At 71.4% G+C, this 24,673-nt stretch carries 25 protein-coding genes and 1 pseudogene; 19 read left to right on the forward strand and 7 right to left on the reverse strand.

Annotation, left to right across the window (positions count from 1 at the left end; genetic code table 11):
- Positions 1 to 93, reverse strand: a pseudogene (locus ABZW30_RS28595) (histidine kinase); the annotation flags it as partial.
- 43 nt (positions 94 to 136) lie between these two features.
- On the opposite strand from ABZW30_RS28595, the gene ABZW30_RS28600 reads away from it, so the two are divergent.
- From ABZW30_RS28600 to ABZW30_RS28640, 9 genes are all read left to right on the forward strand, one after another.
- Positions 137 to 1,714, forward strand: a complete 1,578-nt coding sequence (locus ABZW30_RS28600) for a condensation domain-containing protein (RefSeq protein ID WP_355674081.1) — start codon at positions 137 to 139, stop codon at positions 1,712 to 1,714.
- A 12-nt stretch (positions 1,715 to 1,726) separates the two neighbouring features.
- Complete coding sequence (locus tag ABZW30_RS28605; protein ID WP_355674082.1) at positions 1,727 to 1,939, forward strand: MbtH family NRPS accessory protein; 213 nt, start codon at positions 1,727 to 1,729, stop codon at positions 1,937 to 1,939.
- 68 nt (positions 1,940 to 2,007) lie between these two features.
- A complete protein-coding gene (locus ABZW30_RS28610; RefSeq protein WP_355674152.1) occupies positions 2,008 to 2,670 on the forward strand; it encodes a response regulator transcription factor in 663 nt (220 codons plus the stop codon).
- Between the two features lie 153 nt (positions 2,671 to 2,823).
- Positions 2,824 to 3,549, forward strand: coding sequence for a hypothetical protein (locus tag ABZW30_RS28615; RefSeq protein ID WP_355674083.1), 726 nt, complete (start codon positions 2,824 to 2,826; stop codon positions 3,547 to 3,549).
- A 122-nt stretch (positions 3,550 to 3,671) separates the two neighbouring features.
- A complete protein-coding gene (locus tag ABZW30_RS28620; protein WP_355674084.1) occupies positions 3,672 to 4,874 on the forward strand; it encodes a histidine kinase in 1,203 nt (400 codons plus the stop codon).
- Between the two features lie 87 nt (positions 4,875 to 4,961).
- The gene (locus tag ABZW30_RS28625; protein WP_355674085.1) at positions 4,962 to 5,375 is read left to right on the forward strand and encodes a hypothetical protein; all 414 of its coding nucleotides are present in this window, start codon (positions 4,962 to 4,964) and stop codon (positions 5,373 to 5,375) included.
- 32 nt (positions 5,376 to 5,407) lie between these two features.
- Positions 5,408 to 6,310, forward strand: a complete 903-nt coding sequence (locus ABZW30_RS28630; protein ID WP_355674086.1) for an ABC transporter ATP-binding protein — start codon at positions 5,408 to 5,410, stop codon at positions 6,308 to 6,310.
- Positions 6,307 to 7,929, forward strand: coding sequence for a hypothetical protein (locus tag ABZW30_RS28635; RefSeq protein ID WP_355674087.1), 1,623 nt, complete (start codon positions 6,307 to 6,309; stop codon positions 7,927 to 7,929). Before ABZW30_RS28630 ends, ABZW30_RS28635 begins: the two co-directional genes overlap by 4 nt.
- Before the next feature lie 35 nt (positions 7,930 to 7,964).
- Positions 7,965 to 8,174: a hypothetical protein gene (locus ABZW30_RS28640; protein ID WP_355674088.1), complete on the forward strand. Its 210-nt coding sequence runs from the start codon at positions 7,965 to 7,967 to the stop codon at positions 8,172 to 8,174.
- Between the two features lie 111 nt (positions 8,175 to 8,285).
- Here ABZW30_RS28640 and ABZW30_RS28645 read toward each other — a convergent pair whose 3' ends face one another.
- The gene (locus ABZW30_RS28645; RefSeq protein WP_188309827.1) at positions 8,286 to 8,774 is read right to left on the reverse strand and encodes a hypothetical protein; all 489 of its coding nucleotides are present in this window, start codon (positions 8,772 to 8,774) and stop codon (positions 8,286 to 8,288) included.
- A 464-nt stretch (positions 8,775 to 9,238) separates the two neighbouring features.
- On the opposite strand from ABZW30_RS28645, the gene hemL reads away from it, so the two are divergent.
- From hemL to ABZW30_RS28680, 7 genes are all read left to right on the forward strand, one after another.
- Positions 9,239 to 10,567, forward strand: coding sequence for a glutamate-1-semialdehyde 2,1-aminomutase (gene hemL / locus ABZW30_RS28650; RefSeq protein ID WP_355674089.1), 1,329 nt, complete (start codon positions 9,239 to 9,241; stop codon positions 10,565 to 10,567).
- A 64-nt stretch (positions 10,568 to 10,631) separates the two neighbouring features.
- Complete coding sequence (locus tag ABZW30_RS28655) at positions 10,632 to 11,279, forward strand: histidine phosphatase family protein (protein ID WP_355674153.1); 648 nt, start codon at positions 10,632 to 10,634, stop codon at positions 11,277 to 11,279.
- Between the two features lie 203 nt (positions 11,280 to 11,482).
- Positions 11,483 to 12,097 carry a TlpA disulfide reductase family protein gene (locus ABZW30_RS28660; RefSeq protein ID WP_355674090.1) on the forward strand — a complete coding sequence of 205 codons (615 nt, stop codon included), beginning with the start codon at positions 11,483 to 11,485 and terminating at the stop codon, positions 12,095 to 12,097.
- A 35-nt stretch (positions 12,098 to 12,132) separates the two neighbouring features.
- Complete coding sequence (locus tag ABZW30_RS28665; RefSeq protein ID WP_355674154.1) at positions 12,133 to 12,867, forward strand: cytochrome c biogenesis protein CcdA; 735 nt, start codon at positions 12,133 to 12,135, stop codon at positions 12,865 to 12,867.
- A gap of 2 nt (positions 12,868 to 12,869) precedes the next feature.
- Positions 12,870 to 14,609 carry a cytochrome c biogenesis protein ResB gene (locus tag ABZW30_RS28670; protein WP_355674091.1) on the forward strand — a complete coding sequence of 580 codons (1,740 nt, stop codon included), beginning with the start codon at positions 12,870 to 12,872 and terminating at the stop codon, positions 14,607 to 14,609.
- Positions 14,610 to 14,612: 3 nt separating this feature from the next.
- On the forward strand, positions 14,613 to 15,743 hold the full coding sequence (gene ccsB, locus ABZW30_RS28675) for a c-type cytochrome biogenesis protein CcsB (RefSeq protein WP_355674092.1): 1,131 nt from the start codon (positions 14,613 to 14,615) through the stop codon (positions 15,741 to 15,743).
- 121 nt (positions 15,744 to 15,864) lie between these two features.
- On the forward strand, positions 15,865 to 16,272 hold the full coding sequence (locus ABZW30_RS28680; protein ID WP_355674093.1) for a hypothetical protein: 408 nt from the start codon (positions 15,865 to 15,867) through the stop codon (positions 16,270 to 16,272).
- 66 nt (positions 16,273 to 16,338) lie between these two features.
- Here ABZW30_RS28680 and ABZW30_RS28685 read toward each other — a convergent pair whose 3' ends face one another.
- Positions 16,339 to 17,415: a ScbA/BarX family gamma-butyrolactone biosynthesis protein gene (locus ABZW30_RS28685; protein ID WP_355674094.1), complete on the reverse strand. Its 1,077-nt coding sequence runs from the start codon at positions 17,413 to 17,415 to the stop codon at positions 16,339 to 16,341.
- A gap of 352 nt (positions 17,416 to 17,767) precedes the next feature.
- On the opposite strand from ABZW30_RS28685, the gene ABZW30_RS28690 reads away from it, so the two are divergent.
- Positions 17,768 to 18,397, forward strand: a complete 630-nt coding sequence (locus ABZW30_RS28690; RefSeq protein WP_355674095.1) for a ScbR family autoregulator-binding transcription factor — start codon at positions 17,768 to 17,770, stop codon at positions 18,395 to 18,397.
- Positions 18,398 to 18,416: 19 nt separating this feature from the next.
- Here the strand turns inward: ABZW30_RS28690 and ABZW30_RS28695 are convergent, their stop codons facing one another.
- From ABZW30_RS28695 to ABZW30_RS28710, 4 genes are all read right to left on the reverse strand, one after another.
- A complete protein-coding gene (locus ABZW30_RS28695) occupies positions 18,417 to 19,034 on the reverse strand; it encodes a ScbR family autoregulator-binding transcription factor (RefSeq protein WP_355674096.1) in 618 nt (205 codons plus the stop codon).
- A gap of 208 nt (positions 19,035 to 19,242) precedes the next feature.
- A complete protein-coding gene (locus ABZW30_RS28700) occupies positions 19,243 to 19,452 on the reverse strand; it encodes an acyl-CoA carboxylase epsilon subunit (RefSeq protein WP_355674097.1) in 210 nt (69 codons plus the stop codon).
- Between the two features lie 94 nt (positions 19,453 to 19,546).
- The gene (locus ABZW30_RS28705) at positions 19,547 to 21,148 is read right to left on the reverse strand and encodes an acyl-CoA carboxylase subunit beta (protein WP_355674098.1); all 1,602 of its coding nucleotides are present in this window, start codon (positions 21,146 to 21,148) and stop codon (positions 19,547 to 19,549) included.
- A 451-nt stretch (positions 21,149 to 21,599) separates the two neighbouring features.
- Positions 21,600 to 22,049, reverse strand: a complete 450-nt coding sequence (locus ABZW30_RS28710; protein WP_355674099.1) for a PLD nuclease N-terminal domain-containing protein — start codon at positions 22,047 to 22,049, stop codon at positions 21,600 to 21,602.
- Positions 22,050 to 22,143: 94 nt separating this feature from the next.
- On the opposite strand from ABZW30_RS28710, the gene ABZW30_RS28715 reads away from it, so the two are divergent.
- Both ABZW30_RS28715 and mqnP read left to right on the forward strand, forming a co-directional pair.
- Positions 22,144 to 23,595 carry a menaquinone biosynthesis decarboxylase gene (locus tag ABZW30_RS28715; RefSeq protein ID WP_355674100.1) on the forward strand — a complete coding sequence of 484 codons (1,452 nt, stop codon included), beginning with the start codon at positions 22,144 to 22,146 and terminating at the stop codon, positions 23,593 to 23,595.
- Positions 23,592 to 24,491 carry a menaquinone biosynthesis prenyltransferase MqnP gene (gene mqnP, locus ABZW30_RS28720; RefSeq protein WP_355674101.1) on the forward strand — a complete coding sequence of 300 codons (900 nt, stop codon included), beginning with the start codon at positions 23,592 to 23,594 and terminating at the stop codon, positions 24,489 to 24,491. The genes ABZW30_RS28715 and mqnP overlap by 4 nt, the downstream gene beginning before the upstream one ends.
- Positions 24,492 to 24,673 lie beyond the last annotated feature (182 nt).

Raw genomic sequence — 24,673 nt, forward strand, 5'->3', positions numbered from 1 at the left:
GCGCAGCACGCCCAGCAGGCGGCGCATCTCGACCAGGGCCTGTCGTCCGGTGGAGGCGATCGTGCCGAGGGCCTCCTTCGCCTGCTGGGGGGAGTGGTACGAGCGGCACAGCGACACCGCCCCGACCCTGGTCAACATGTACGGGATCACCGAAACCACCGTGCATGCCTCCTTCGTCGCGCTCGACGAGGCCGGGGCGGCCGCGGCCGTCGGCAGCGACATCGGCACGGCCAGTCCGGACCTGGACTTCCGCGTGCTGGACGCCGGCCTGCGGCTCACCTCCAAGGACCTGTTCCGCCGGCCGACCGTCGCCGAGTTGGCGGACGGGCTGGAGCCCGGGCAGCCGGCTCCGGCGCCGTCCGGGACCGACCGGACGACGGAGCCCGCGCCGCTGACGCCGATCCAGCACCTCTACTTCGAGCACGTCCACGCCGACGGCGCGGCGGCCTTCAACCAGTTCGTCACCGTCGAACTCGCCGAGGCCCCGGACGAGTCGGCGCTGCGCACCACCCTGACGGCCCTGCTCGAACAGCACGACGCCCTGCGGATGCGCTTCGCCCGGCCCGACGGCCGCTGGTCGCAGCGGCGCACCGCCGAGGAGGACGCCGCCGGCACCGGCGCCGAGCTGCTGCGGGTGGTGGACCTCGCCGGGCTCCCGGACGCGGAAGCCGCGGTCGCCGCCGCGACCGGGCAGGCCCAGCACGGCCTGGACCCGGTCGAGCTCGGCGCGCGCGGCGGTTCGGTACGGGACTGGGCGCGCCGCTTCACCGCGCTGACCGCCGAGGGGCACTTCGACGGCGAACTCGACGGCTGGCAGCGGGTCTTCGCGCACGCCGGGCACCGGCTGCCGCAGGACGCCGACGGCCCCAACCCGGTCGCCGCGACCGGGGAGGTGCGGGTCCGGCTGGACGCCGGCGGCAGCGTGCTGTTCCACCCCTGGCGCATGCGGGTGCGCGCCGCGCTGGGGGCGCGCACCGCCGAACTGGAGTCACTCGCCCAACAGGCTCCGAACTTAACGGATTTGATCGAACTGTTGGGGCCGTCCCGGTGCGGCGAGGGCCAGATCACTTCGGCGGCGCTGCTGAGCAGGTTCACCCAGGTCGCGGTCCTGCCCTACTGGGCCGACATCAGGCCGCAGTTGGAGCGGGTGCGGGACGCCCGTGGCCGGATCGCGATCGCCCAGGGGGCGGAGCGGCCGCTGAGTGCCATCCACCCGAGGCTGCACTGGAACGCGCCGGTCCTCGAAGTCCGCGGCGGGCCGGACCGCGATGTCCACCTCAACGGCCGGGGGCTGGTGTTGAGCCCTTCGTTCTTCCTCAACGACCCGTCCTGCGTGTACATCGACGACGACCGTGAGGCCGGCGGGCCCGCCGTGGCCTTCCCGATCGGCTCGGCCGTCAAGCCCGGGCTCTGGGAGGCGTGGGAGCCGGGCGAGCAGGCGCTCGGGGCCCTGGTCGGGCACACCCGGGCCGCGGCGCTCCAGGCACTCACCGACAGCTGCACCACCGGCGAACTCGCCGAACGGCTGGGCATATCGCTGGCCGGAGCCAGCAAGCACGCGGCGGTCCTGCGCAGGGCGGGCCTGATCACCACCGCGCGCAACCGGAACACCGCACTGCACACCCTCACTTCGCTCGGCATGGCCTTGTTGCAGAGCCGCGAGCTCGCGCCGGTGCCGTTCCACAGCCACCAACGAACCGAGATCCCGGCCTGAGGAGGCGCAACCATGAGCACCCCCAACCCGTTCGACGACCCCGACGGCTCCTTCCACGTCCTGGTGAACGACGAGGGCCGGCACTCGCTGTGGCCGGTCTTCGCGGACGTGCCGGCCGGCTGGCGCACGGTCCTGGCCGACGCCGACCGTGAGGCCGCGATCGCCTACGTCAACACCAACTGGACGGACATGCGACCGGCGAGCCTGGCGGCCCAGCAGGGCTGACCGGGCCGGGGCTCCACCCGGCGGACCGGGATCATCCGGTCCGCCGGTGTATGCCAGAATTCCTGGCTGTGACCATTCGATTACTGCTCGCGGACGACCAGGAGATGGTCCGCCGCGGCATGCGGCGAATCCTTGAGAACCAGCCGGACATGGAGGTGGTCGGCGAAGCTGGGGACGGTGTCGCCGCCGTGCAAGCGGCGCGCCAACTCCGGCCTGACGTGGCGCTGGTGGACATCCGGATGCCGCGCATGGACGGTCTGGAGGTCGTCCGTCTGCTCGCCGGCCCCTCGGCGACGCCGCCGATCAAGGTCGTCGTCGTCACCACCTTCGATCTCGACGAATACGTGTATCCGGCGCTGCGCCACGGCGCCTCCGGATTCCTGCTCAAACGCTCGGGCCCGACGCTGCTGGTCGAGGCGGTCCGGGCCGCGATGGCGGGCGACAGCCTGATCAGTCCGTCCATCACGGTCCGGCTGCTCAAACACGTCACCGGCGTCCGGCCGGGCGGCTCGGCCATGGTCGAGTCGCTCACCGATCGGGAAGTGGAGATCGCCGGGAAGGTGGCCGAGGGGAAGACCAACTCCGACATCGCCGGTGAACTGTTCATCTCGGCGGGCACGGTGAAGACCCATGTGGCCAGCATTCAGCGGAAGCTGGGCGTCAGGAATCGGGTCGGAATCGCCGTGCGCGCTTTCGAGATGGGATATGCGACCGGTCGATTGGCAGAGTGAGGAATTCCTCCGGCCGACGGGTGCCGAAGAAATCACGGATCAGGGGTGGCCGGTCCGGTGCGCACACAGCACCGAAACGGCGAAAGGCATCCCGTGCTCAATCGACAAAGCGGAATCCGTCTGGATTCACTGACCGGTCTCCGGTTCCTCGCGATGATTCCGGTCTTCCTCTTCCACAGCTCACTGGAGGGAATCTTCAGCGACACTCAGGCGGACTGGGACTTCCTGAACGGTCTCGGCACCTCCGGACACGTCGCGGTCTCGGTGGCCCAGAACTTCGTCCACGACGACCGGCCGATGCCGCTCTTCGGGGTGTCGATCGACCAGTACTGGCTGGTGTACTTCTTCCCGCTGGCCCGCATGGTGGAGTGCCTGCTCGGCATGTCGCCGGCGCGGATCGTCCTGACCGACCGCTGGATCACCTGGATGCGGCCGTACGTGGCCGCTCCGCTCGTGGTGGTCGGCTACTGGGTCGGACAGCAACTGCCGTACCTGTACCGGATGAGCGCCGCCACCGTGATCCCGATCGCTCTGCTCACCGCCTCCCTCGCCGTCGCCGACATGGCCGGTCGGCGCACTGTGCCGAACCACCGCATCGTCGTCCGCCTCGGCGAACTCTCCTTCGCCTTCTACCTGTTGCACAACCTGGTGCTCAAGTACGGTCACCTGGTCCTGGGCGCCGTGGAGAAGGACGGGGACCTGGTCGGCCCCAACTGCGGCATGCCGGCCGGCATCGCACTCATCGTCGCCGCCTTCCTGCTGTCGCTGCTGCTGGCCTGGGTGATGAACGTCCTGGTGGAGCGGCCGGCCATCCGCCGCTGGTCCCGGCCCCGGCCCGTACCGGGGCCGGCGCCGACCCCGGTGGGCGGGACGGCGTGACCGCCCGCCCGGCCATTGTGCCGTCCGCACGCGTCCGAAAGATCTGTCGAACGGCAGCTGTCTGATCATCGGTCATCTGCACGGGGCCGCACCGGTCCTGCGTCGTGCGTAGGCTCGGCCCGGTGCAGACCGAACTGATGCCTGACTCGCATCGCCGTCGCGCGGTGTGCGCGACGGCGACGTTCCTGGTCGCGGCTCCGGCGGCGATCGCCCCACCGAGCGCGTGGATCGTGGCCCTCGTCGCCGTCCTGGCGATGGCGGTCGCGATCCTGCGCCGACCGCTGGTCCCGGTCTCCCCGGTCCTGGCGGCCGGCCTGGTCGCGGTGCTGTCGGTCGCCGCCGACATCGGCTACCCCGGCCGGCAGGGGCTCGTGCTGCCGTGGCTCCCGTTCGAGTTCGCGTCCATGCTGGTGCTGGTAGGGCGGGTGATCCGGCGGGCGGACGTCCGCCGCGCGGCGCTGGTCGGCTCGGCGCTGACCCTGGCGCTGATGGCGCTCCCACTGCGCTTCACCCTCCGGCTGCCACAGGCGGTGCTCGCGCCTTCCGTGGTCGCCGTCGCGATGGCGATGTTCCCGGCGGCCTGCGCCGTGGGCGTCGGGCTCTACCTGCGGGCGAACGACGACCGCCGGGCCCGCGCGGTCCAGCGGGCCCGCCGGGAGCAGCGGCTCGAAGTGGCGAGGGACCTCCACGACTTCGTCGCCCACGAGGTGACCGGCATCCTGCTGGAGGTGCAGGCGGCCCAGGTCAGCGCGTACGACGAGGAGCAGGTCAGGGAACTGTTGGACCGGCTGGAGGCGGCCGGCCTGCGAGCGCTGGACTCGATGGACCACACCCTGCAGGCCCTGCGCGACCCGGAGACGCCGGCTGCCGCCGAACCGCCGCCGACCAGGGTCCACGGCCTCGCCGACCTGCCCGAGCTGGTCGACCGCTTCCTGGCCTCCGGCCCGGTCGGCGGCGTACTCGACCTGGAGCCGGGCCTGGCCGGGACAGCGCCGCGGGAGATCGAGGACGCCGCCTACCGGGTCGTCCTGGAGGCGCTGACGAACATCCGCCGGCACGCCCCGAGCGCCGGCCGGTTGGACGTGGAGGTGGTCCGCACCCACGGACCCGCCCTGCGGGTCACCGTGACCGACAGCGGACGCCGGCGCGGCTCCGGCGGCCTGGCGGCCCGCCGTCCCGGTGGCGGCGGCACCGGCCTGGCCGCCCTGGCCGAGCGGGTCACCACCCTCGGCGGTGACCTGGCCGCCGGCCCGCACGCCGGGGGCTGGCGCGTCTGCGGCGTGCTGCCGCTGCGCCCCGACCCGCCCCGACCCGGCCGGGCCTGACCGGTCGGTCCAGCCGGGACGGCGACAGCGGCAATATCTGCCGAACGGCAGATGGCAGCGGGCCGCGGATCGGCGAAGCTCTCAACCGTGCCCAATCCCAGTCTCCCGGAGGAACCGGTGGTCTCGCGCAAGAAAGCCGCACCCGCCCTGCTCGCCCTCGCCGTCGCCGCCCTCATCCCGCTGACCGGCTGCGCCAAGGCCGGGGACGCCAAGCCCGAGGACAAGACCATCGAGTTCAGCGGCAAGTCCCTGAACGTCAAGTCGCACGGCATCCCCACCGACCTCGTCCCGGCCGACCGCAAGGACGTCAAGGTCACCCGCTGGTTCGACAAGGGCTCCAAGGTGGGTGACATCAAGGAGACCTGGCAGTTGGAGGACGGAACGCTCGAACTCCAGGCGCAGTGCACCGGCTTGGCCAACTGTGACGCCAAGTTCCGGGTGGAGGTCCCGCGCGGCGTCGCCGTGACGCGCGACGGCAAAGAGACGGATCTGAAGGGCTGAGACCGACCGGTCCGACGGGGAAGAAGACGACAATGCTCGAACTGATCGACATCACCAAGGTGTACAAGGGCGGCAAGCGCGCCGTCGACGGCATGACGATGCACCTGAACCCGGGCATGCTGGGCCTGCTGGGGCCCAACGGCGCCGGCAAGTCCTCGCTGATGCGGATCGTGTCCACGGTCACCAAGCCCACCAGCGGCCAGGTCCGCTACGAGGGGACCGACGTGGTCGCCAACCCGGACCGGCTGCGTCGCGAACTCGGCTACCTGCCACAGGACTTCGGGGTATACCCGAATCTGACCTCGCGGGAGTTCCTGTCCTACCTGGCGGCTGCCAAGGGCCTCTCCGCGCGCTCCGCCCGGGCCCGGATCGACGAGCTGATCCAGCTGGTGAACCTCACCGAGGCGGTCAAGCGCCCGCTCGGCAAGTACTCCGGCGGCATGCTCCGCCGGGTCGGCATCGCCCAGGCCCTGCTGGCCGACCCCAAGGTGATTGTGGTCGACGAGCCGACGGCCGGCCTCGACCCGGAGGAGCGAGTGCGCTTCCGCAACCTGCTCAGCGACCTCGCGGCCGACCGGGTGGTGATGCTCTCCACCCACATCGTCTCCGACGTCGAGTCGGTCGCCTCCGACATCGCCGTGGTCGCCCAGGGCCGCCTGCTGCGCCGTGGCGCCCCCGACGAGCTGCTCCGGGAGATCGACGGGCAGGTCTGGGAGGTCATGGTGGCCCCCGCCGAGGTACCGGCCGTGCAGGCCCGGCACGTGGTCAGCCGCATGGTGCGGACCGCGAACGGGGTGCGGCTGCGGCTGCTCGCCCCCGTCCCGCCGACCCAGGACGCGGTCCGGGTCTCGCCCGACCTCGAGGACGCCTACCTGGGCATCATCCACCGGCCCGCCGAGCGGACCCCGGCCGAGCAGCAGGCGATGCGGTGGTGAACGCGCGCGTGCTTGCCGGGCTGGCGGTCGGCGACTTCCGCGACCGGGTGCGTCGACCGGCGTACGCGGTGACCCTGCTGGCCGCGATCGGGCTCGGCTACCTGGCCGTCCCGAACGTGAACAGCACCTGGGTGATCATGGACGTCGGCGGCAACCGGGGCGTCTACAACAGCGCCTACGTCGGCGTGGTCACCGCCCTCGCCGGGGCGCTCTGGCTCACCTTCGGCGGCTTCTCCGTGGTGCGCAGCGGTATCGCGCGGGACGAGACCAGCCGGGTCGGCCAGATCCTCGCCGCCACCCCGCTGCGGACGTCGGGCTACCTGTTCGCCAAATTCCTGAGCAACCTGCTGGTGCTCGCCTCGATGACCGGCGTGCTGGCGGTCACCGCGCTGGTGATGCAGCTGGCCCGCGGTGAGAACCGCTCGGTCGACCCGGTCGCCCTGGTCGAGCCGTTCGTGCTGCTCTCGCTGCCGCTGATGGCGCTGACCGCCGCGGCCGCGATCCTGTTCGAGACGGTGCCGCTGCTACGGGCCGGCTTCGGGAACGTGGTCTGGTTCGTGCTGGCCCTGGTGATCTCGGTCGGCGGCCAGTCCGGCTCCGCGCCGTTCGGCGGCCTCGGTGTGCACCAGGTCGCGCAGTCGTTGAACGCGGCGATGGGGAACCAGCACCTGCAGTCCGCCGCGGGCGGGTTCAGCCTGGGACTGACCAAGGTGAGCAAGCCGTTGGGCACGTTCCTCTGGGACGGCTTCGACCCGTCCGGCGGCTTCGTCCTCGGCCGGGTGGTGCTGGTCCTGCTGGCCTGTGCCGTCGCCCTGCTGCCGACGCTCTGGTTCGGCCGGTTCGACCCGGCCCGCGCGGCCGGCTCGCTGGTCCCGGCCAAGGCGGCGGCGGACGGGGAGCCCGCCCCCGCGGCGGCCGATCCCTTCGGCACCGCCGGGCCGGAGCCGGCCCCGGCCGCCACCTGGTCCACTGCCCCGGGTGAGCTCCCGCAGACCGCGCCGACCCGGGCCGGAGCCTTCGGGCGCCTGCTGGTCGGCGAGGTGCGGATCCTGCTGCAGGGCGTCTCGCCCTGGTGGTGGGCGGTGGCCGGCGCGCTCACCGTGGCGGGCTTCGCGCTGCCGATGGAGACCGTGACCGGCATGCTGCTGCCCGGTGTCTGGCTGTGGCCGGTGCTGATCTGGTCGAGGCTGGGCAGCCAGCAGGTCGAGAACGGCCTGGAGGTGCTGCTGGGCGCCTACCCGTCGGCCCGGCGCAGGCTGCTGGCCGAGTGGGCGTCCGGGCTGGTGCTCACCGCGGTGATGGGCGTCGCCCCGCTGGTGCGGATGCTGGTGGCCGGTGACGGCCCGGGCGTGGTCTGCTGGTTCGGGGGCGTGCTGGTCATCCCCTCGCTCGCCATGTCGTTGGGTGTGCTGAGCCGCACCCACCGGGTCTTCCAGGCGATCTACCTGCCGATCTGGTACATCCTCGTCAACAACGTGGCGGCGCTGGACTTCATGGGCGCGGTCCGGGTGAACGGCAAGCCGGTCGGTCCCAGCCCGCTCCTGATCATGGCACTGTCCGCGGCGATGCTCGCGGTGGTGTTCCTGGTGGGGTCGGCCCGACGGAACGTCAAGGGATAGCCGGGTAGTCGATGTCCGAGCCGGAGGAGGGCGGCATGTGTGAGGCCCACGCCCGACGCATCGCTCGGCTGGAGTCCGAGATCGAGGAACTCCGCTCGGCCAACGACGTGCTGAGACGGGTCGCCGAGTTCCTCGCCCACCGGCCGTCCCGCTCCGGTCCGGTCGATCGGGCCGACCTCGGCCGCTCGCCCCGGTGGGTGGCTCCGGCCGACCGGACACCACATTCCACCGGCGGAGCCTGCTGACAGCAGGTTCCGGCCGGTCGCAGCGGTCCTCCCCCGCGCGGCGGCCACTGTGCGTACGGACGGCCTCCCCCCGGAAGCTGATGGGAGGGCAGGAGCGGTTCGGTGCCGCCGTTACGGCCAGACCAGGCAGTACAGCTGGTGCCCGGCGTCGTGCAGCCGGTTGGCGAAGTCCTGCCACTCGTGCAGCATGCTGTAGATCACGAAGGCGTCGCGCGGCCCGCGCCGGTCCGGGACGGTGGACCAGATGAAGGCGGCCGCGCCGAGCTCGGTCTCGTCGGCCTTGCGGAGCGGTTCGACCACGTTGTGCGGGAGCTGGACGACGGCGTAGTCGGGGTGCAGCACGACGAGTTCCAGCGGCGGGACCTGGTGCAGCGGGACGCCCTGGATGCCGGTGAGGACCATGGCGCTCATGGTCTCCGGCTTGATCTTGGTGGAGAGGTGGCCGGTGGGGGAGCCGCTGGTCTCCATCAGGTCGCCGAGCCGCCCCAGCGCGCCGAGTTCGCCGGCGTCCAGGCCGAGACCGCCCGGGCCGAGCGCGGTGGGGACTCTGGCGGCGGTGGCGCGGTCCGGTGCGCCGAAGTACTTGTACGTCACCCCCACGCGTCCCTCACCCCGCCTCTCGCCGCCGCGACGACCACGACCCGTACCCGCTCCCGTACCCCCGCGTGCGGCCTCGGCGGGCCTGCGGGAGCCCCCCGCGGCCTCGTCGTAGCCGTCCTGCGCCTCGGACACTCGGACCATCCTCACCGGAATTCGCCGGAATCGACAGACCCCCGCACGCCCGGCGTCCCTCCGGACGTGCTCCTTACCCGTCATGCGCCGCCGTACCCACTCGCGGGCCGTTACCCACTCGCGGCAGACAGCAGTCCTCTCCACACCCCTGCACACGACCGGAGTGCTCGCGCATTCTGTGTGCACAGTCTGACTGGTCCGTGCTCCGGGGCAGCCAGCGGCCCCGTCCGTACGGACAACCGTCACGGACAACCGTACAGACAACGGTGCCCGGATCATCGTTCCAGATGATCGGGCCGGACATGCAGAGCTCAAGGACACGATTTGAGACCATGTCTCCCGTGAGCTACCCCTACGAAGCCCCCCAGTCCCAGTCGCTGTTCGCTCGCGCCTCCGTGGTCACGCCCGGCGGCGTCAACTCCCCGGTGCGCGCCTTCCGCGCGGTCGGCGGCACGCCGCGCTTCATGGTGTCCGGCACCGGCCCCTACCTCACCGACGCCGACGGCCGTGAGTACGTCGACCTGGTGTGCTCGTGGGGTCCGATGATCCTCGGCCACGCGCACCCCGCCGTGATCGACGCCGTCCAGCAGGCGGTCGCCCGCGGCACCTCCTTCGGCACGCCCGGCCAGGGCGAGGTCGAGTTGGCCGAGGAGATCGTCTCCCGGATCGCCCCGGTCGAGCAGGTCCGCCTGGTCTCCTCCGGCACCGAGGCCACCATGTCCGCGATCCGGCTCGCCCGCGGTTTCACCGGCCGGGCGAAGGTCGTCAAGTTCGCCGGTTGCTACCACGGTCACGTGGACGCGCTGCTGGCCGCCGCCGGTTCCGGTGTGGCCACCTTCGGGCTGCCCGACACCCCGGGCGTCACCGGCGCCCAGGCCGGCGACACCATCGTGCTGCCGTACAACGACCTGGCCGCCGTCGAGCAGGCCTTCGCCGCCCACCCGGGCGAGATCGCCTGCGTGATCACCGAGGCCTCGCCCGGCAACATGGGCGTCGTCCCGCCGCTGCCCGGCTTCAACGCGGGCCTGGCCCGGCTCTGCCGGGACAACGGCGCGCTGTTCGTCTCCGACGAGGTGATGACCGGCTTCCGCGTCTCCAAGGCCGGCTGGTACGGCCTGGAGGCGGCGAACGAGGGCTGGGCGCCGGACCTGCTGACCTTCGGCAAGGTCATGGGCGGCGGCTTCCCGGCCGCGGCCTTCGGCGGCCGCGCCGACGTGATGGCGCACCTGGCCCCGGCCGGCCCGGTCTACCAGGCGGGCACCCTGTCCGGGAACCCGGTCGCCACCGCGGCGGGCCTGGCCCAGCTGCGCGGCTGCACCGACGAGGTGTACGCGAGGGTGGACGAGGTCGCCGCCGAGGTCTCCGGCCTGGTCTCCGAGGCGCTCACCAAGGAGGGCGTGGCGCACCGGCTGCAGACTGCCGGGAACATGTTCTCGGTGTTCTTCACCGAGGCTCCGGTCACGAACTACGACGAGGCCCGGACCCAGGAGGCGTACCGTTTCACCGCCTTCTTCCACGCGATGCTGGCCGAGGGCGTCTACCTGCCGCCGTCCGCCTTCGAGTCCTGGTTCGTCTCGGCGGCCCACGACGCGCGGGCGATCGAGCGGATCGCCGCCGCCCTGCCGGCCGCAGCGCGCGCCGCTGCCGCCGCCACGGCCTGAGTCCACCCCGAGTCCCAGGAGCAGTTGAGAAGTGAGCGCCAAAGAGATCACCGTCGTCCACCTGATGCGCCACGGTGAGGTGCACAACCCGGAGGGCGTGCTGTACGGGCGGCTGCCCGACTACCACCTGTCCGAGCTGGGCCGGGAGATGGCCGACCGGGTCGCCGAGGACCTGGCCGGCCGGGACATCACCCACGTGGTGGCCTCCCCGTTGGAGCGTGCCCAGGAGACCGCCGCGCCGATCGCCAAGGCGCACGGCCTGGACCTCGCGGTGGACGGCCGGCTGATCGAGGCGGAGAACGTCTTCGAGGGCAAGACCTTCGGCGTCGGCGACGGCTCGCTGCGCAACCCCGGCTACTGGAAGTACCTCACCAACCCGTTCAAGCCCTCCTGGGGCGAGCCGTACCTCGACCAGGTGGTGCGGATGATGGGCGCGCTCGGCGCCGCCCGGGACGCCGCCCGCGGGCACGAGGCGGTCTGCGTCAGCCACCAGCTGCCGATCTGGATCGTCCGCTCCTTCGTGGAGCGCCGTCGGCTCTGGCACGACCCGCGCCGTCGGCAGTGCTCGCTGGCCTCGCTGACCAGCTTCACCTTCGAGGGCGACCGGATCGTCTCGGTCGGCTACCGCGAGCCGGCCCGCGACCTGCTGCCGGCGCACCTGGTAGGCAAGGGCGGCAAGGGCAAGCCGGTGGGTAAGAGCTTCGGAGCCTGAGCTTCGGAGCCTGAGCTTCGGGGCCAGAGCCCGCGCGACCGCGCGCACGGGCCTGCGCCACCGCGCGTAAGTCCTGGGTAAGTATGGCTTCGGGCCACCCGGCGACCGCCGGGTGGCCCGCTTCCGTCGCAGGTCAGAGGGGGTGCGGCGCGCAAGGCAGGACCCCGGCGAACCGGCCTGGAACTCCATGCGAAACTTTTCACATGTCTGCCATGACGCGCCCCCGTCCCCGTGTCGCCGCAGCCGCTGCCACCGTCGCCGCCGCTGCGCTCGTCCTCACCGGCTGTTCCTCCTCGGGCTCGTCGAGCAGCGGTGAAGGCCAGGTGGGCTTCGTCACCGTCAAGGGGACCAACCTGTCGAAGGCGGACGCCGGCAAGCGCGGGGACGCGCCGGACATCACCGGGGAGACCCTGGAGGGCAACCAGGTCAAGCTCTCCGACTACCGCGGCAAGGTCGTGGTGCTGAACGTCTGGGGCTCCTGGTGCGGGCCGTGCCGGGCCGAGGCGAAGAGCCTGCAGACCGTCGCGGAGAAGTACAAGGACCAGGGCGTCCAGTTCCTCGGCATCAACACCCGGGACACCGACAAGACCAACGCCGTCCGCTTCGAGCAGGAGCAGGGCGTCACCTTCCCGAGCATCTTCGACGCGGCCGGGACCCAGCTGCTCAAGTTCCCCAAGGGCAGCCTCAACCCGCAGTCCATCCCGACCACCCTGATCGTCGACCGCGACGGCAAGCTGGCCGCCCGCGCCGTCGGCGGTACGACCGAGGACGCGCTGGAGTCGATCCTCCAGCCGGTGGTCGCGGAGCAGAAGCAGTGAGTGGGGCGCTGCAGCTCGCCGACACCACCTCGACCATGCAGAGCGGGGCGCTGCTGGTCGCGGCGCCGATCGCGCTCGCGGCCGGGCTGGTGTCGTTCTTCTCGCCCTGCGTGCTGCCGCTGGTGCCGGGCTACCTGTCGTACGTGACCGGCTTCTCCGCCGCCGACCTCGCGGACGCCCGCGGCTCGAAGCGCGGCCGGATGCTGCTCGGCGTGGTGCTGTTCATCCTCGGCTTCACCGCCGTCTTCGTCTCCACCGGCGCCCTGTTCGGCTTCTTCGGCCAGGAGCTGCAGGACTACAAGCGGCCGATCAGCATCGTGCTGGGCTCGCTCACCGTCGTGATGGGCCTGGCGTTCATGGGCCTGATCCCCGGCCTGAACATGCTGGAGGTGCGCTCGCACCGCCGTCCGGCCGTCGGCCTGCTGGGCGCCCCGATGCTGGGCGTGGTCTTCGGCGTCGGCTGGACCCCGTGCATGGGCCCGACCCTGACTGCCGTGCAGAACCTGGCCCTCAACCAGGCCGACGCCCAGCGTGGCGCGCTGCTGACCACCTTCTACTGCCTGGGCCTCGGCGTACCGTTCATCCTGGCCGCCGTCGCCTTCCGCCGGGCGCTGGGTGCCTTCGGGTGGGTCAAGCGGCACTACCCGCTCGTCATGCGGATCGGCGGCGGCATGCTCGTCGCGGTCGGTCTGCTGCTCGTCACCGGGATCTGGGACTCGATGATGAGCGAACTGCAGTCCTGGACCGCCGACTTCCGGATCGGAATCTGACCGTGAGCAAGACCACGACCGAGACCGAGCTGCCCCCGGCGCCGGACGACGCCGCCGCCGAGCGGCTCAGCACCGCGCCGGTCGAGTCCGAGGGCCCGACCGGCATAGGGGCGTTCGGCTGGGCGCGCTGGATGTGGCGCCAGCTGACCTCGATGCGGGTCGCCCTGATCCTGCTGTTCCTGCTGTCGCTGGCCGCCATTCCGGGCTCGCTGATCCCGCAGAACGGCCAGAACCAGTTCAAGGTGCAGACCTGGAAGGCGCAGCACACCACGGTCGCGCCGATCTACGAGAAGCTCCAGCTGTTCGACGTCTACAGCTCGGTCTGGTTCTCCGCGATCTACATCCTGCTGTTCGTCTCGCTGGCCGGCTGCATCATCCCGCGCACCTGGCAGTTCGTCGGCGTGCTGCGGGCCCAGCCGCCGGCCGCGCCGCGCAACCTCACCCGGATGCCGGTGCACGCGGCCTGGCGCACCGAGGCGGACCCCGAGATGGTCAACGCCGCCGCCCACCGGCTGCTGCGCAAGCGCGGCTTCCGGGCCAACCTGTCCGGCGGCGCGGTGGCCGCCGAGAAGGGCTACCTGCGCGAGGTCGGCAACCTGCTGTTCCACCTGTCGCTGTTCGCGCTGCTCGGCGGCTTCGCCTGGGCCAGCCTGGCCTCCGGCACCGGCGGCAAGCTGATGGTCGAGGGCCAGGGCTACTCCAACACCATCACCCAGCTCGACGACTTCACCGGCACGCGGTTCTACAACAACCAGGACCTCGACCCCTTCTACCTGAAGCTCGACGACTTCACCTCGAAGTTCCAGAACCAGGGCGACCAGATCGGCGCCGCCCGGGAGTTCACCGCGAACGTGGAGTACTACCAGGGCAGCGACGAGTCGAAGCTCAAGAAGGGCACGATCGAGGTCAACCACCCGTTGGAGATCGGCGGCAGCAAGGTCTACCTGATCGGCCACGGCTACGCCCCGGTCATCACCGTCCGCAACGGCAAGGGTGACGTGGTCTACCACGACGTCGTGCCGTTCCTGCCGCAGGACGCCAACCTGACCTCGACCGGCGTCGTGAAGGTCTCCGACTACGGCATCGGCCCGGACGGCAACAAGACCCAGCTGGGCTTCTCCGGCTTCTTCCTTCCGACGGCGCCGGTGAGCTTCGCGGGGACCGGCCCGGTCTCGCTGTTCCCCGGCGACGCCGAGCCCGAGCTGGTGCTGAACGCCTTCTCCGGCGACCTCGGCACCGACTCCGGCCTGCCGCAGAACATCTACCAGCTGAACACCCGCAAGCTCACCCAGATGAAGGTGGACGAGCAGCCCGCCAAGGCCCGGCTCAAGCCCGGCCAGGGCTGGACCCTGCCGGACGGCTACGGCAGCGTCACCTTCGAAGGCTACAAGCAGTGGGCGAGCTTCAACGTCTCGCACCGCCCGGGCAACGCGATCGCGCTGACCGGCGCCGTCCTGGCGATCCTCGGCCTGATCGGCTCGCTGTTCATCCAGCGCCGCCGGATCTGGGTGCGGGCGGTGGCCCTGCCGGGCGGCGGCACCCAGGTGGAGCTCGCCGGTCTGGGCCGCAGCGAGTCGGCGAAGATCGCCGAGGAGCTGGCCGAACTGGCGGTTGACCTCCAGGACGACGCCCCGGCGGCCGAGGACGAGAACGGATCCGCACCCGGGGAAGACGACCGGGCACCAGAAGATCACGCAGCAGAAGACCCCACAGCCCCTGCCGACCAGAACTCCAAGGAGTAGACGGTGCATCTCGCCTCGGGGGTCGACCCACAGCTGGCCGACCTCTCCAACAAGCTGATCTATTCGGCGATGGCGGTCTACACGATCGCCATGTTCGCCCACATGTTCGAGTGGACGTTCGGTAGCAAGGGCGCGGTCGCCGTCCGCTCCAAGGAGCAGTCGGGCAACCTGGCCGAGACCGTCGCCGCCGCGGAGCCCAAGGCCGCCAAGCAGGTCACCGTCACCGTGGCCGGGGCGAAGGGCGGCACCACCACGCTCACCCGCACCGTCCTGGCGGGCGAGGGCGCGACCGTCGTCACCGGCGGTCGCGGCGACGACGACGTGGACGGTCCGGGCGCGGCAGGCACCAGCGAGAAGGCCGACCTGGCCGGCCGCATCGCGGTCTCGCTGACCGTCCTGGCGCTGCTGCTGCACGGCGGCGGCATCGTCGCCCGCGGCCTGTCGGTGTCCCGCTGGCCGTGGGGCAACATGTACGAGTTCTCCTGCGCCTTCGCCTTCGCGATGACCGCCGCCTACCTGGTGCTGCTGGCCGCGAAGAAGAACGTCCGCTGGCTCGGCCTGCCGGTCACCGTCGCGGTGCTGCTGACGCTCGGCATCGCGACGCAGGTGCTGTACACCGACTCCGAGCAGCTCGTCCCGGCGCTGCACTCGTACTGGCTGGCGATCCACGTCTCCACCGCGATCATCTGCGGCGGCGCCTTCTACGCGGCGTTCATCGCCACGCTGCTGTACATCGGCAAGGACTCCTTCGACAGGCGCATGGCGGCCGGCCTGACCACCGGTCCGCTGGGCACCTCGGCGTCGATCTGGCGCCGGCTGCCCGCCGCCTCCACGTTCGACAAGCTGTCCTACCGGATCAACGCCCTGGTCTTCCCGCTCTGGACGTTCACCATCATCGCGGGCGCGATCTGGGCCGAGGCGGCCTGGGGCAAGTACTGGGAGTGGGACCCGAAGGAGACCTGGTCGTTCATCACCTGGGTCGCCTACGCCTGCTACCTGCACGCCCGCGCGACGGCCGGCTGGAAGGGCCGCAAGGCCGCGTACCTGGCGCTGGCGGCGTTCGCCTGCTGGCTCTTCAACTACTACGGCGTGAACATCTTCGTCACCGGCAAGCACTCGTACGCGGGGATCTGACCGGGGGCACCCACCCACCGGCCCGGCTTTCCGCAGGAGGTGGCCGGGCCGAGGTGCGACAGGGGTAGTTCGTGCCGGCCGTCCGTGCCGGTACGGGGAGGAACGAGGAGGAAATCGCGCAATGGAGTGCGACGAGGTCATGCTGACCGTCCGAATCAACGCCGCCGAGCAACTGCTGCTCCGCCGGCTCGCCCAGGGACACCGGAGCGACGTGTCCGAAGTGGTGGCCGACGCTCTGCTGGACATCATCCCCACGCTCAGCGCGCCGGGGGACGCCTACCGGCTGCTGAGCGCCCTCGCCACGCCCGCGCCGTGCGCCCTGACGGTCTGGCTGCCGACCGCGCTGGCCGACCTGCTGGTGCCCGGTGCGGCCCGGATCGCCCAGATCACCGACGTCCGGATCGAGTCCGCCAGCGCGGCACTGGGCGCTGCGCTGCGGCTCTGGCTGGCCCAGGACCCGGTCCGGCTGGCGGCCAACCTCAGTGTGATGCACGCCGGGCGGCGGCCGGCCGCGCTGGTGGCGGCGTAGGGCACGGCTCTCGGGTCCTGTCGGATCAGACCGGAAAGGATCCAGGGGCAGGCCCTGGGGGAGGGCTCAACTCGCCAGCGGCAGCCGGGTGCTGCCGAGGCCCGGGGTGGTGGGGCGGCCGTCGAAGGCGTCCCGCCGGACCGGCACCCGCGGGCCGTCGACCGGTTCGGTGAGCAGCCGGCACTCGGCCGCCGTCCGTCCGTCCTGGACCAACCGGACCAGGACGGGCGTGTGCCGGCCGTCCGGCGACTGCTCGCGCACCGCCCGGACGAAGCAGGGCCGGTCCAGCTCGATGTAGTGGTCGAAGGAGGTCACCAGCTCGACCGGCACCACCGGCTCGGGGTGGCGCAGCCGCTGGGCGGCCTGCCGGGCGGCCTCCAGCACCAGCATCTCGGGCACGTGGTCCGGCGCGTGGTCGAACAGCACCGGGTGCTCGGCGTCGGCCCGCAGCAGCCAGGTGTCCGGCCGCAGGGTCGGGCTGAGCACCACGTCCGCGGGCTCCGCCCGGCCGACGAGTTCGGGTGCGGCGGGTGCCGGCGGCCGCGGCGGGGTGGAGCCGGGTCGCCCGGGGCCGCGTAGCCGTTCGTACGAGGCGGGGGTGAGCACCCGCAGCTGGCCGGAGCCGTGGCCGATCCGCAGGCCGTCCCGGGTGATCTCGGCGTGGACCCGCAGCGAGGCCAGCCGACCGTGCCGCATCCGGACGTCCTCGCAGCCGACGGTCAGCATCAGCGAGGCGGGCCCGGCGGTGACGGCGAGGCCCGGCAGGCCCGCCTCGCCGAGCGCGTAGCCGAGGTCCTCCATGACGAAGTGGTGGTCGCGCGGCACCCCGAAGCCGGCGTGGCCGATCAGCAGTCCGGCCTGCCGGACGGTTTCGGCCATCAGCACCGGGTCGTGGTAGCGGTCCCCGGGCAGCCGGTAGAAGCCGTGCATCCGGGGCCACTGGGCGCCGAGCAGGAAGTCGTACGGGCCGGTGGCCTGCCAGCCGGTGAGGAAGACCTCGGACACCGAGGCGCGGTGCACCAGGTGCCGGGAGACGGTCCGGTCGTGGAAGTCGTAGCCGGAGTCGACGCCGTGGCCGAGGTGAGTGCCGGGGCCGGGGTGGGCGTACGGGCCGTCGGCGTCCGGCTCTACGATCAATGGCATGACTGGCCCCGTTCCAGGGTGTCGGTCGAGCGGCCGCTATGGACGCCCCACAGCAAAACATACATACCACCCGGTTTGTGTTCTGCGGCCGGGGTCACCCCCCGCCGCATCACCCGGCCCGGCCACGCTACCTGGCCTCTGGGCTGCGGGAATGCCCGAAACGGGGGAGGGCAGACCTTGGGCGGGGGTCGGCCCCGCTGGACGGCGGGGTCGACAAGGGCGCTAGATTAGATACCAACTATGCGGTTTTGGCGGATGCCGTCCGCATGCGAGGCGCCGCCCCCCACCGAGGGCGAGCCGACAGCAGCCGGACGGGGCGGGGGAGCGCGTCCGGCCGAGTCCGGAGGGGTCAGTGGTCAAGCAGGAACGCGCGGGGCGGACCAGGCAGGCCGTGTTGCTCGCTGCGGCGGACACCTTCGCCCAGGTCGGCTTCGAGGCCGCCAGCCTGGTCGACATCAGCCGCCGGGCCGGGGTGAGCAAGGGCGCCCTCTACTTCCATTTCGTCTCCAAGCAGGCCCTGGCCGACGGTGTCCGGGCCGCCGCCGGGCGGGAGGTCGGCTCGGCCGCGCTGCGCGCCCTGCGCGCGGAGGGTCCCGCCGTCCAGGGGCTGATCGACTTCTCGCACGAGCTGGCCCGGCTGCTGCGCGAGGACGTGGTGGTGCGGGCGGGTGTCCGGATCGGCCGCCCGGGGCCGCGTCAGGGCGGTGCCCCGGACGCCGCCGCCCCGCCCGGCGACGCCACCTGGCGCAGCCTCACCGCCGTCGTCCACCGGCTGCTGGACCGCGCCGCCGAGGCCGGCGAGCTGCGCCCCGGGGTGGACCGGCGGGCCTGCGCGGAGTTGCTCGGCTCGGTGGCGGCGGGCCAGGTGCTGCTGGCCGCCGAGGAGGTCGGCCGGCCCGCGCGGGAGGCCGTCCGCCGGCTCTGGGCGGCGGCGCTGCCGGCCCTGGTGGCGGCGGAGCGCTGCCCGGGCTACCGGACCTGAGGCTTTCGGGAGGCGGTCTTCAGGAGGCGGCGCGCTCGGCCACGCTCAGTCGGGCGAGCGCGTGCGGCTGCACCAGCCCCGGCAGCAGCAGCGTCCACAGGTGGGCGATCCGCTGGATCAGGTCCCGCCGGTCGGCCAGCACCTGGGAGCTCAACTGGATCCCGGTGACCGCCCCGGTGATCACCCCGGAGGCCGCCGCCAGGTCGATCCCCGGGTGGAGCTCCCCGGCGTCCCGGGCGCGCTGCAGCAGCTCGCGGACCAGGTCCATCCAGCCCTGGTAGGCGGCGATCTGCGGCTGGGTGAAGCTGCCGTGCTCGATCGTCAGCCGGATGCTGCCGCGCACCAGGGGGTCCTCCTGGAGCGCGTGCGCGAAGGCGTACGCGAGGTCGATCAGGGTCTGCATCGGGCTGTCCGAGGAGGGCTCCCAGGAGGCGATCCAGGCGCCCTGGCCCTCGATCACGGCGAGCGCCAGCTCCTCCTTGGAGTGGAAGTGGAAGTACAGCGCGCCCTTGGTGACGCCGGCCCGGTCCAGGATCTCGGACATCGTGGCGGCGGCGTAGCCCCGTTCGTCGAACACCTCGGCCGCTGCGAGGAGTACCGCCTGGCGGGTCGCCAGTGCGCGGGCCTGCCTGGCCATCGCAGCCTCCCTGGAAAGTTCTCTACCTCGGCAGCGGCCGATCCTATGGGGGGCCGACGGGGCGACGGGCGCATACCGTCCAGTAGGTATTCTATCGAGCCGCTTCGCATCCGACCGGACGGGCGGACACGGCGTGCGGACGCCGACGCGAACGCCCCGACGGCCACCCACCCACCCGGGTGGCCGGCCGTCGGGAGGCTCCGGACCGTCAGGCGGCCTGCTGCCAGCTGACCGGCGAGTAGTAGGCCGGGCGGCGCTCCAGGCGCTGCCAGTTGGCGATCGGCTCGACCGGGGCGATGGCGGCGGCCTGCTGGGCCGCGGCCGCGCGGGCCAGCAGAACGGCGGTGAGGGCGGCGAGTTCCTCGTCGGAGAGGCTGCCGTGGACGATGCGGACGAGGGGTTCGGCGGAAGCGGTCATGTTCTGGTTTCTCCCCCGGTGAAAAGTGGTGTGTGGTGTCGCTCGGTACGGCCTGCTGCTTGCTGCGTCGTGCGGGTGCTACGTCGTGCAGGTGCTACATCGGCGGGTTGCCGTGCTTGCGGCTGGGCAGGTCGGCGTGCTTGGTGCGGAGCATCGCGAGGGCGGCGGCGATCACCTGGCGGGTCTCGGCCGGGTCGATGACGTCGTCCACGAGGCCGCGCTCGGCCGCGTAGTACGGGTGCATCAGCTCGCTCTTGTATTCCTTGATCTTCTGGGCGCGCATGGCGTCCGGGTCCTCGGCGCCGTTGATCTCGCGGCGGAAGATGACGTTGGCGGCGCCCTCGGCACCCATCACCGCGATCTCGTTGGTCGGCCAGGCGTAGGACAGGTCCGCACCGATGGAGCGGGAGTCCATGACGATGTAGGCGCCGCCGTAGGCCTTGCGCAGGATCAGCGAGATGCGCGGCACGGTGGCGTTGCAGTACGCGTACAGCAGCTTGGCGCCGTGCCGGATGATGCCGCCGTGCTCCTGGTCGACACCGGGCAGGAAGCCCGGGACGTCCAGCAGGGTGACCAGCGGGATGTTGAAGGCGTCGCACATCTGGACGAAGCGTGCGGCCTTCTCACTGGCGTTGATGTCCAGCACGCCGGCCAGCGACTGCGGCTGGTTGGCGATGATGCCGGTGACGTGGCCGTCGATCCGGGCCAGCACGCACAGCACGTTGGTGGCCCAGCGCTCGTGGACCTCCAGGTACTCGCCGTGGTCGACGATCTCCTCGATCACCTTGCGCATGTCGTACGGGCGGTTGCCGTCGGCGGGCACCAGGTCCAGCAGGCTGTCGTTGCGCCGCTCGACCGGGTCCTCGGTCATGACCGGCGGCGGCATCTCGCGGTTGTTCTGCGGCAGCAGCGACAGGAGGTAGCGGACCTCCTCGATGCACGACTGCTCGTCGTCGTAGACGAAGTGCGAGACGCCCGAGACCCCGGCGTGCACGTCGGCGCCGCCCAGGCCGTTCTGGCTGATCTTCTCGCCGGTCACCGCCTGGACCACGTCCGGGCCGGTGATGAACATCTGGGAGGTCTCGCGGACCATGAAGACGAAGTCGGTCAGCGCGGGCGAGTACGCGGCGCCGCCGGCGCACGGGCCGAGCATCACCGAGATCTGCGGGATGACACCCGAGGCCTTGGTGTTGCGCTGGAAGATGCCGCCGTAGCCGGCGAGGGCGGTGACGCCCTCCTGGATGCGGGCGCCGGCGCCGTCGTTCAGCGACACCAGCGGGGCACCGGCCGCGATGGCCATGTCCATGATCTTGTGGATCTTCTGCGCGTGGGCCTCGCCCAGCGCGCCGCCGAAGATCCGGAAGTCGTGCGCGTAGGTGAAGACGGTGCGCCCGTGCACGGTGCCCCAGCCGACGATCACGCCGTCGGTGTGCGGCTTCTTGGCCTCCAGGCCGAAGCCCTGGGCGCGGTGTCGGCGCAGCGGCTCGACCTCGTGGAAGGAGCCCTCGTCCAGCAGCAGCTCGATGCGCTCGCGGGCGGTCAGCTTGCCCTTCGCGTGCTGGGCCTCGGTGGCCTTCTCGCTCGGGCCGCGTCGCACCTTCTCGCGGAGCTCGTGCAGCTCGGCGACTCGCCCGCGGGCGTCGACCGGGACCTCGGGGACCTCGCCGCCGACCGGCGCCTCATGCACAACCGTCATCTCGAACCACTCCAAGGGTGAGGGAACTGTCCGACAGCCGACGTCTGCTGTACCCCCAGCTGCGAATCACTTTCTTCACTTATGACTGTACGAGGGGCCGTGCACTGGTTTCGGCGTCGATTCCGTACAAGGTCGAGTTCGTTTAGCTGTCAGGCCTGCACAGAAGCGGTCGCCTCTAAGTCTTAGCGCTCGGTGTCTGTTCGAATACTGGGGGTTGTCGGCCAGCTGATGGTCCGATGATCTGAGCATGAAGAAAAGCGCAGGTCAGGGCTGTCTCTCAACAATGTAGGGCGCGCATCTTGTGCGCTGCTCAAGCTCGGCTCAAGTTCGGCACGGCGATGGGGCCGGCCCGTGCTGGAGGGCCCGCAGTCGTAGGGAAGCGCCAAAAACGTCGGAGCCCACCCGAGGAGTCCCGGGTGGGCCGTCCGAGGGAGTGGCCCACCCGCTCCGATCAGCTCTTTCGGCCGTCCTCCGGCTCGTCCCCGCCGCGCAGTTCCTCCTCGCGGCGACGCAGATCGGCCTCCCACTGCCTGAGCATGTCCTCGTGCTCCTTGTCGCTCTTCTTCAAGGAGCCGCTCTTCGGGGCGTCGCCCTGCGCGGAGTCGCCCTTCAGGGAGGCGAGGAACTCGGGGTCGTCGTCCGGCGCCAGCGGACGCCCGCGGCGCGGGGCGTCGGCCGGCTGCCCCGGGTACCCGCCCGCCGCGCCGGCCCGCAGGAGGCCGCGCTGCTTGCCGGCCACCAGCCAGGCGATCGGGCCCAGCGGCGGGAAGAGCAGCACGATGATCAGCCAGATCGGCTTCGGCAGGTGCTTCACCTCGTCCTCGGGGGTGACCAGGCAGTCGATGAACGCCCACACCCACAGCGCGAGCGGAAGGACGATGGTCAGAAGAATCCTCAGCACGGCTGCGATCTCCCCCCGGCGACGGCGGTAGTGACGGGCGCCTCCCGGGGCCCTTGACGCAAGCCAGGCTATCGGGTGGCGGATACTGACAGGCATGGCATACGACGATCTCCGCTCGTTTCTCCGGGCCCTCGACCGCGAGGGCGACCTCAAGCGCATCAAGGCGGAGGTGGACCCCCACCTGGAGATCGGCGAGATCGTCGATCGGGTGCAGAAGGCCAAGGGCCCGGCGCTGTTGTTCGAGAACGTCAAGGGTTCGTCGATGCCGCTGGCGATGAACGTCTTCGGCACCGAACGCCGCCTGGCCAAGGCGCTCGGCCTCAAGGGGCCGGATGACATCTCCGAGAAGATCGCCGGCCTGCTCAAGCCCGAACTGCCGCAGGGCTTCACCGGCCTCCGGGACGCCTTCGGCAAACTCGCCTCGATGGCGCACGTCCCGCCCCGGCACGTGAAGGACGCCCCGGTCCAGGAGGTCGTGCTCACCGGCGACGACGTCGACCTGGACGAGCTGCCCGCCCTCTTCACCTGGCCGCTGGACGGCGGCTCCTTCTTCAACCTGGGCCTCACCCACACCAAGGACCCCGACAGCGGCATCCGCAACCTCGGCCTCTACCGGCTCCAGCGGCACGACCGCCGCACCATCGGGATGCACTGGCAGATCCACAAGGACAGCCGCAACCACGCCGCCGTGGCGGCCAAGCGCGGCGAGCGCCTCCCGGTCGCGATCGCCTTCGGCTGCCCGCCGGCCGTCACCTACGCGGCCACCGCGCCGCTGCCCGGGGACATCGACGAGTACCTCTTCGCCGGCTTCGTCGCGGGCGAGCGGGTGCGGATGGTCGACTGCAAGACCGTCCCGCTCCAGGTCCCGGCCGACGCCGAGGTGGTGCTGGAGGGCTGGCTGGAGCCCGGCGAGATGCTCCCCGAGGGCCCGTTCGGCGACCACACCGGCTTCTACACCCCGCAGGAGCCGTTCCCGGCGCTCAAGATCGACTGCGTGACGATGCGCCGCCGTCCGATCCTGCAGTCCATCGTGGTCGGCCGCCCGCCGACGGAGGACGGCCCGCTGGGCAAGTTCACCGAGCGCTTCTTCCTGCCGCTGCTGAAGATCATCATCCCGGACATCGTCGACTACGACCTGCCCGAGGCCGGCGGCTTCCACAACTGCGTGATCGTCTCGATCGACAAGAAGTACCCCAAGCACGCCCAGAAGACGATGCACGCCATCTGGGGCGCCCACATGATGTCGCTGACCAAGCTGATCATCGTGGTGGACGCCGACTGCGACGTGCACGACTACCAGGAGGTCGCCTGGCGCGCCTTCGGCAACGTCGACTACAGCCGGGACCTCACCGTCGTCGAGGGCCCGGTCGACCACCTCGACCACGCCTCCTACCAGCAGTTCTGGGGCGGCAAGGCGGGCATCGACGCGACCCGCAAGCTGCCGGAGGAGGGGTACACCCGGGACGGCGGCTGGCCGGAGATGGTGTCCTCGGACCCGGCGACGGCCGCGCTGGTCTCGCACCGCTGGAAGGAGTACGGGCTGTGAGCAGCACCGCTGCCGTTGAGGCCCCGGGGCGTACGAAGGCCTTCCTGCGCCTGGTGATGATCGAGCACTCGGTCTTCGCCCTGCCTTTCGCCTACATCGCCGCGCTGACGGCCATGTTCCTCGCCGACAAGCGGGTGCACTGGGGCGAGCTGTTCATCGTCACGGTGTGCATGGTCGGCCTGCGGACCTTCGCCATGGCGGCCAACCGGATCATCGACCGCGAGATCGACGCCCGGAACCCGCGCACGGCTTCGCGTGAACTGGTCACCGGGGCCGTGTCGTTGAAGACGGCGTACGTCGGGTCGGCCGTGGCGCTCGTGGTGTTCCTCGGCGCGGCGGCCATGCTCAATCCGCTGTGCCTGGCGCTCGCGCCGGTCGCCGTGGTGCCGATGGTGGTCTACCCGTACGGCAAGCGGTTCACCGACTTCCCGCAGGCGATCCTGGGCATCGCCCAGGCGATGGGACCGGTGGGCGCCTGGCTCGCGGTGACGGGCGGCTGGTCCTGGGAGGCCGTGGTTCTGGGCGTCGCGGTCGGCATCTGGATCGGCGGCTTCGACCTCATCTACGCCTGCCAGGACGTCGAGTCCGACCGCGAGAACGGCGTCGGCTCGCCGCCGGCCCGGTTCGGCGTGCCGGCGGCGATCTGGGGCGCGCGGGTGTGCCACGTCCTGACAACGCTTCTGTTGGGCTGGTTCGCGGTGCTCACCGACGCCGGTGTGGCGTTCTGGATCGGCCTTGCGGTCGTCGCGGGCGCATTCGTGTACGAGCACACCATCGTGAAGCCGAACGACCTGTCGAAGCTCAACCGCGCGTTCTTCCAGACGAACAGCTTCGTCGGCGTTTCGCTGTTCTTCTTCGCGCTCGTGGACCTGGTCATTCGCGGCCTCGGAATCTGAGTCCCACAAGGTCGCCGCCTGCGCCGAATCCGTCGCCCCGGGTGCCTGTCGTCGAGCCCGGCAACGGTCCCGTCGAAGGGGAGTCGCACCCATGGCGAAGGCTCTCGACCCGACGGGTGCGCCGCGCAGGTTCCACGGCGAGGAGCTGAAGAGGCTCCGCGAGGCGGCCTGGCTTGCCCGGG

Origin of the sequence: Kitasatospora sp. NPDC004669, from assembly GCF_040609455.1 — a bacterium.
GTDB lineage: Bacteria > Actinomycetota > Actinomycetes > Streptomycetales > Streptomycetaceae > Kitasatospora.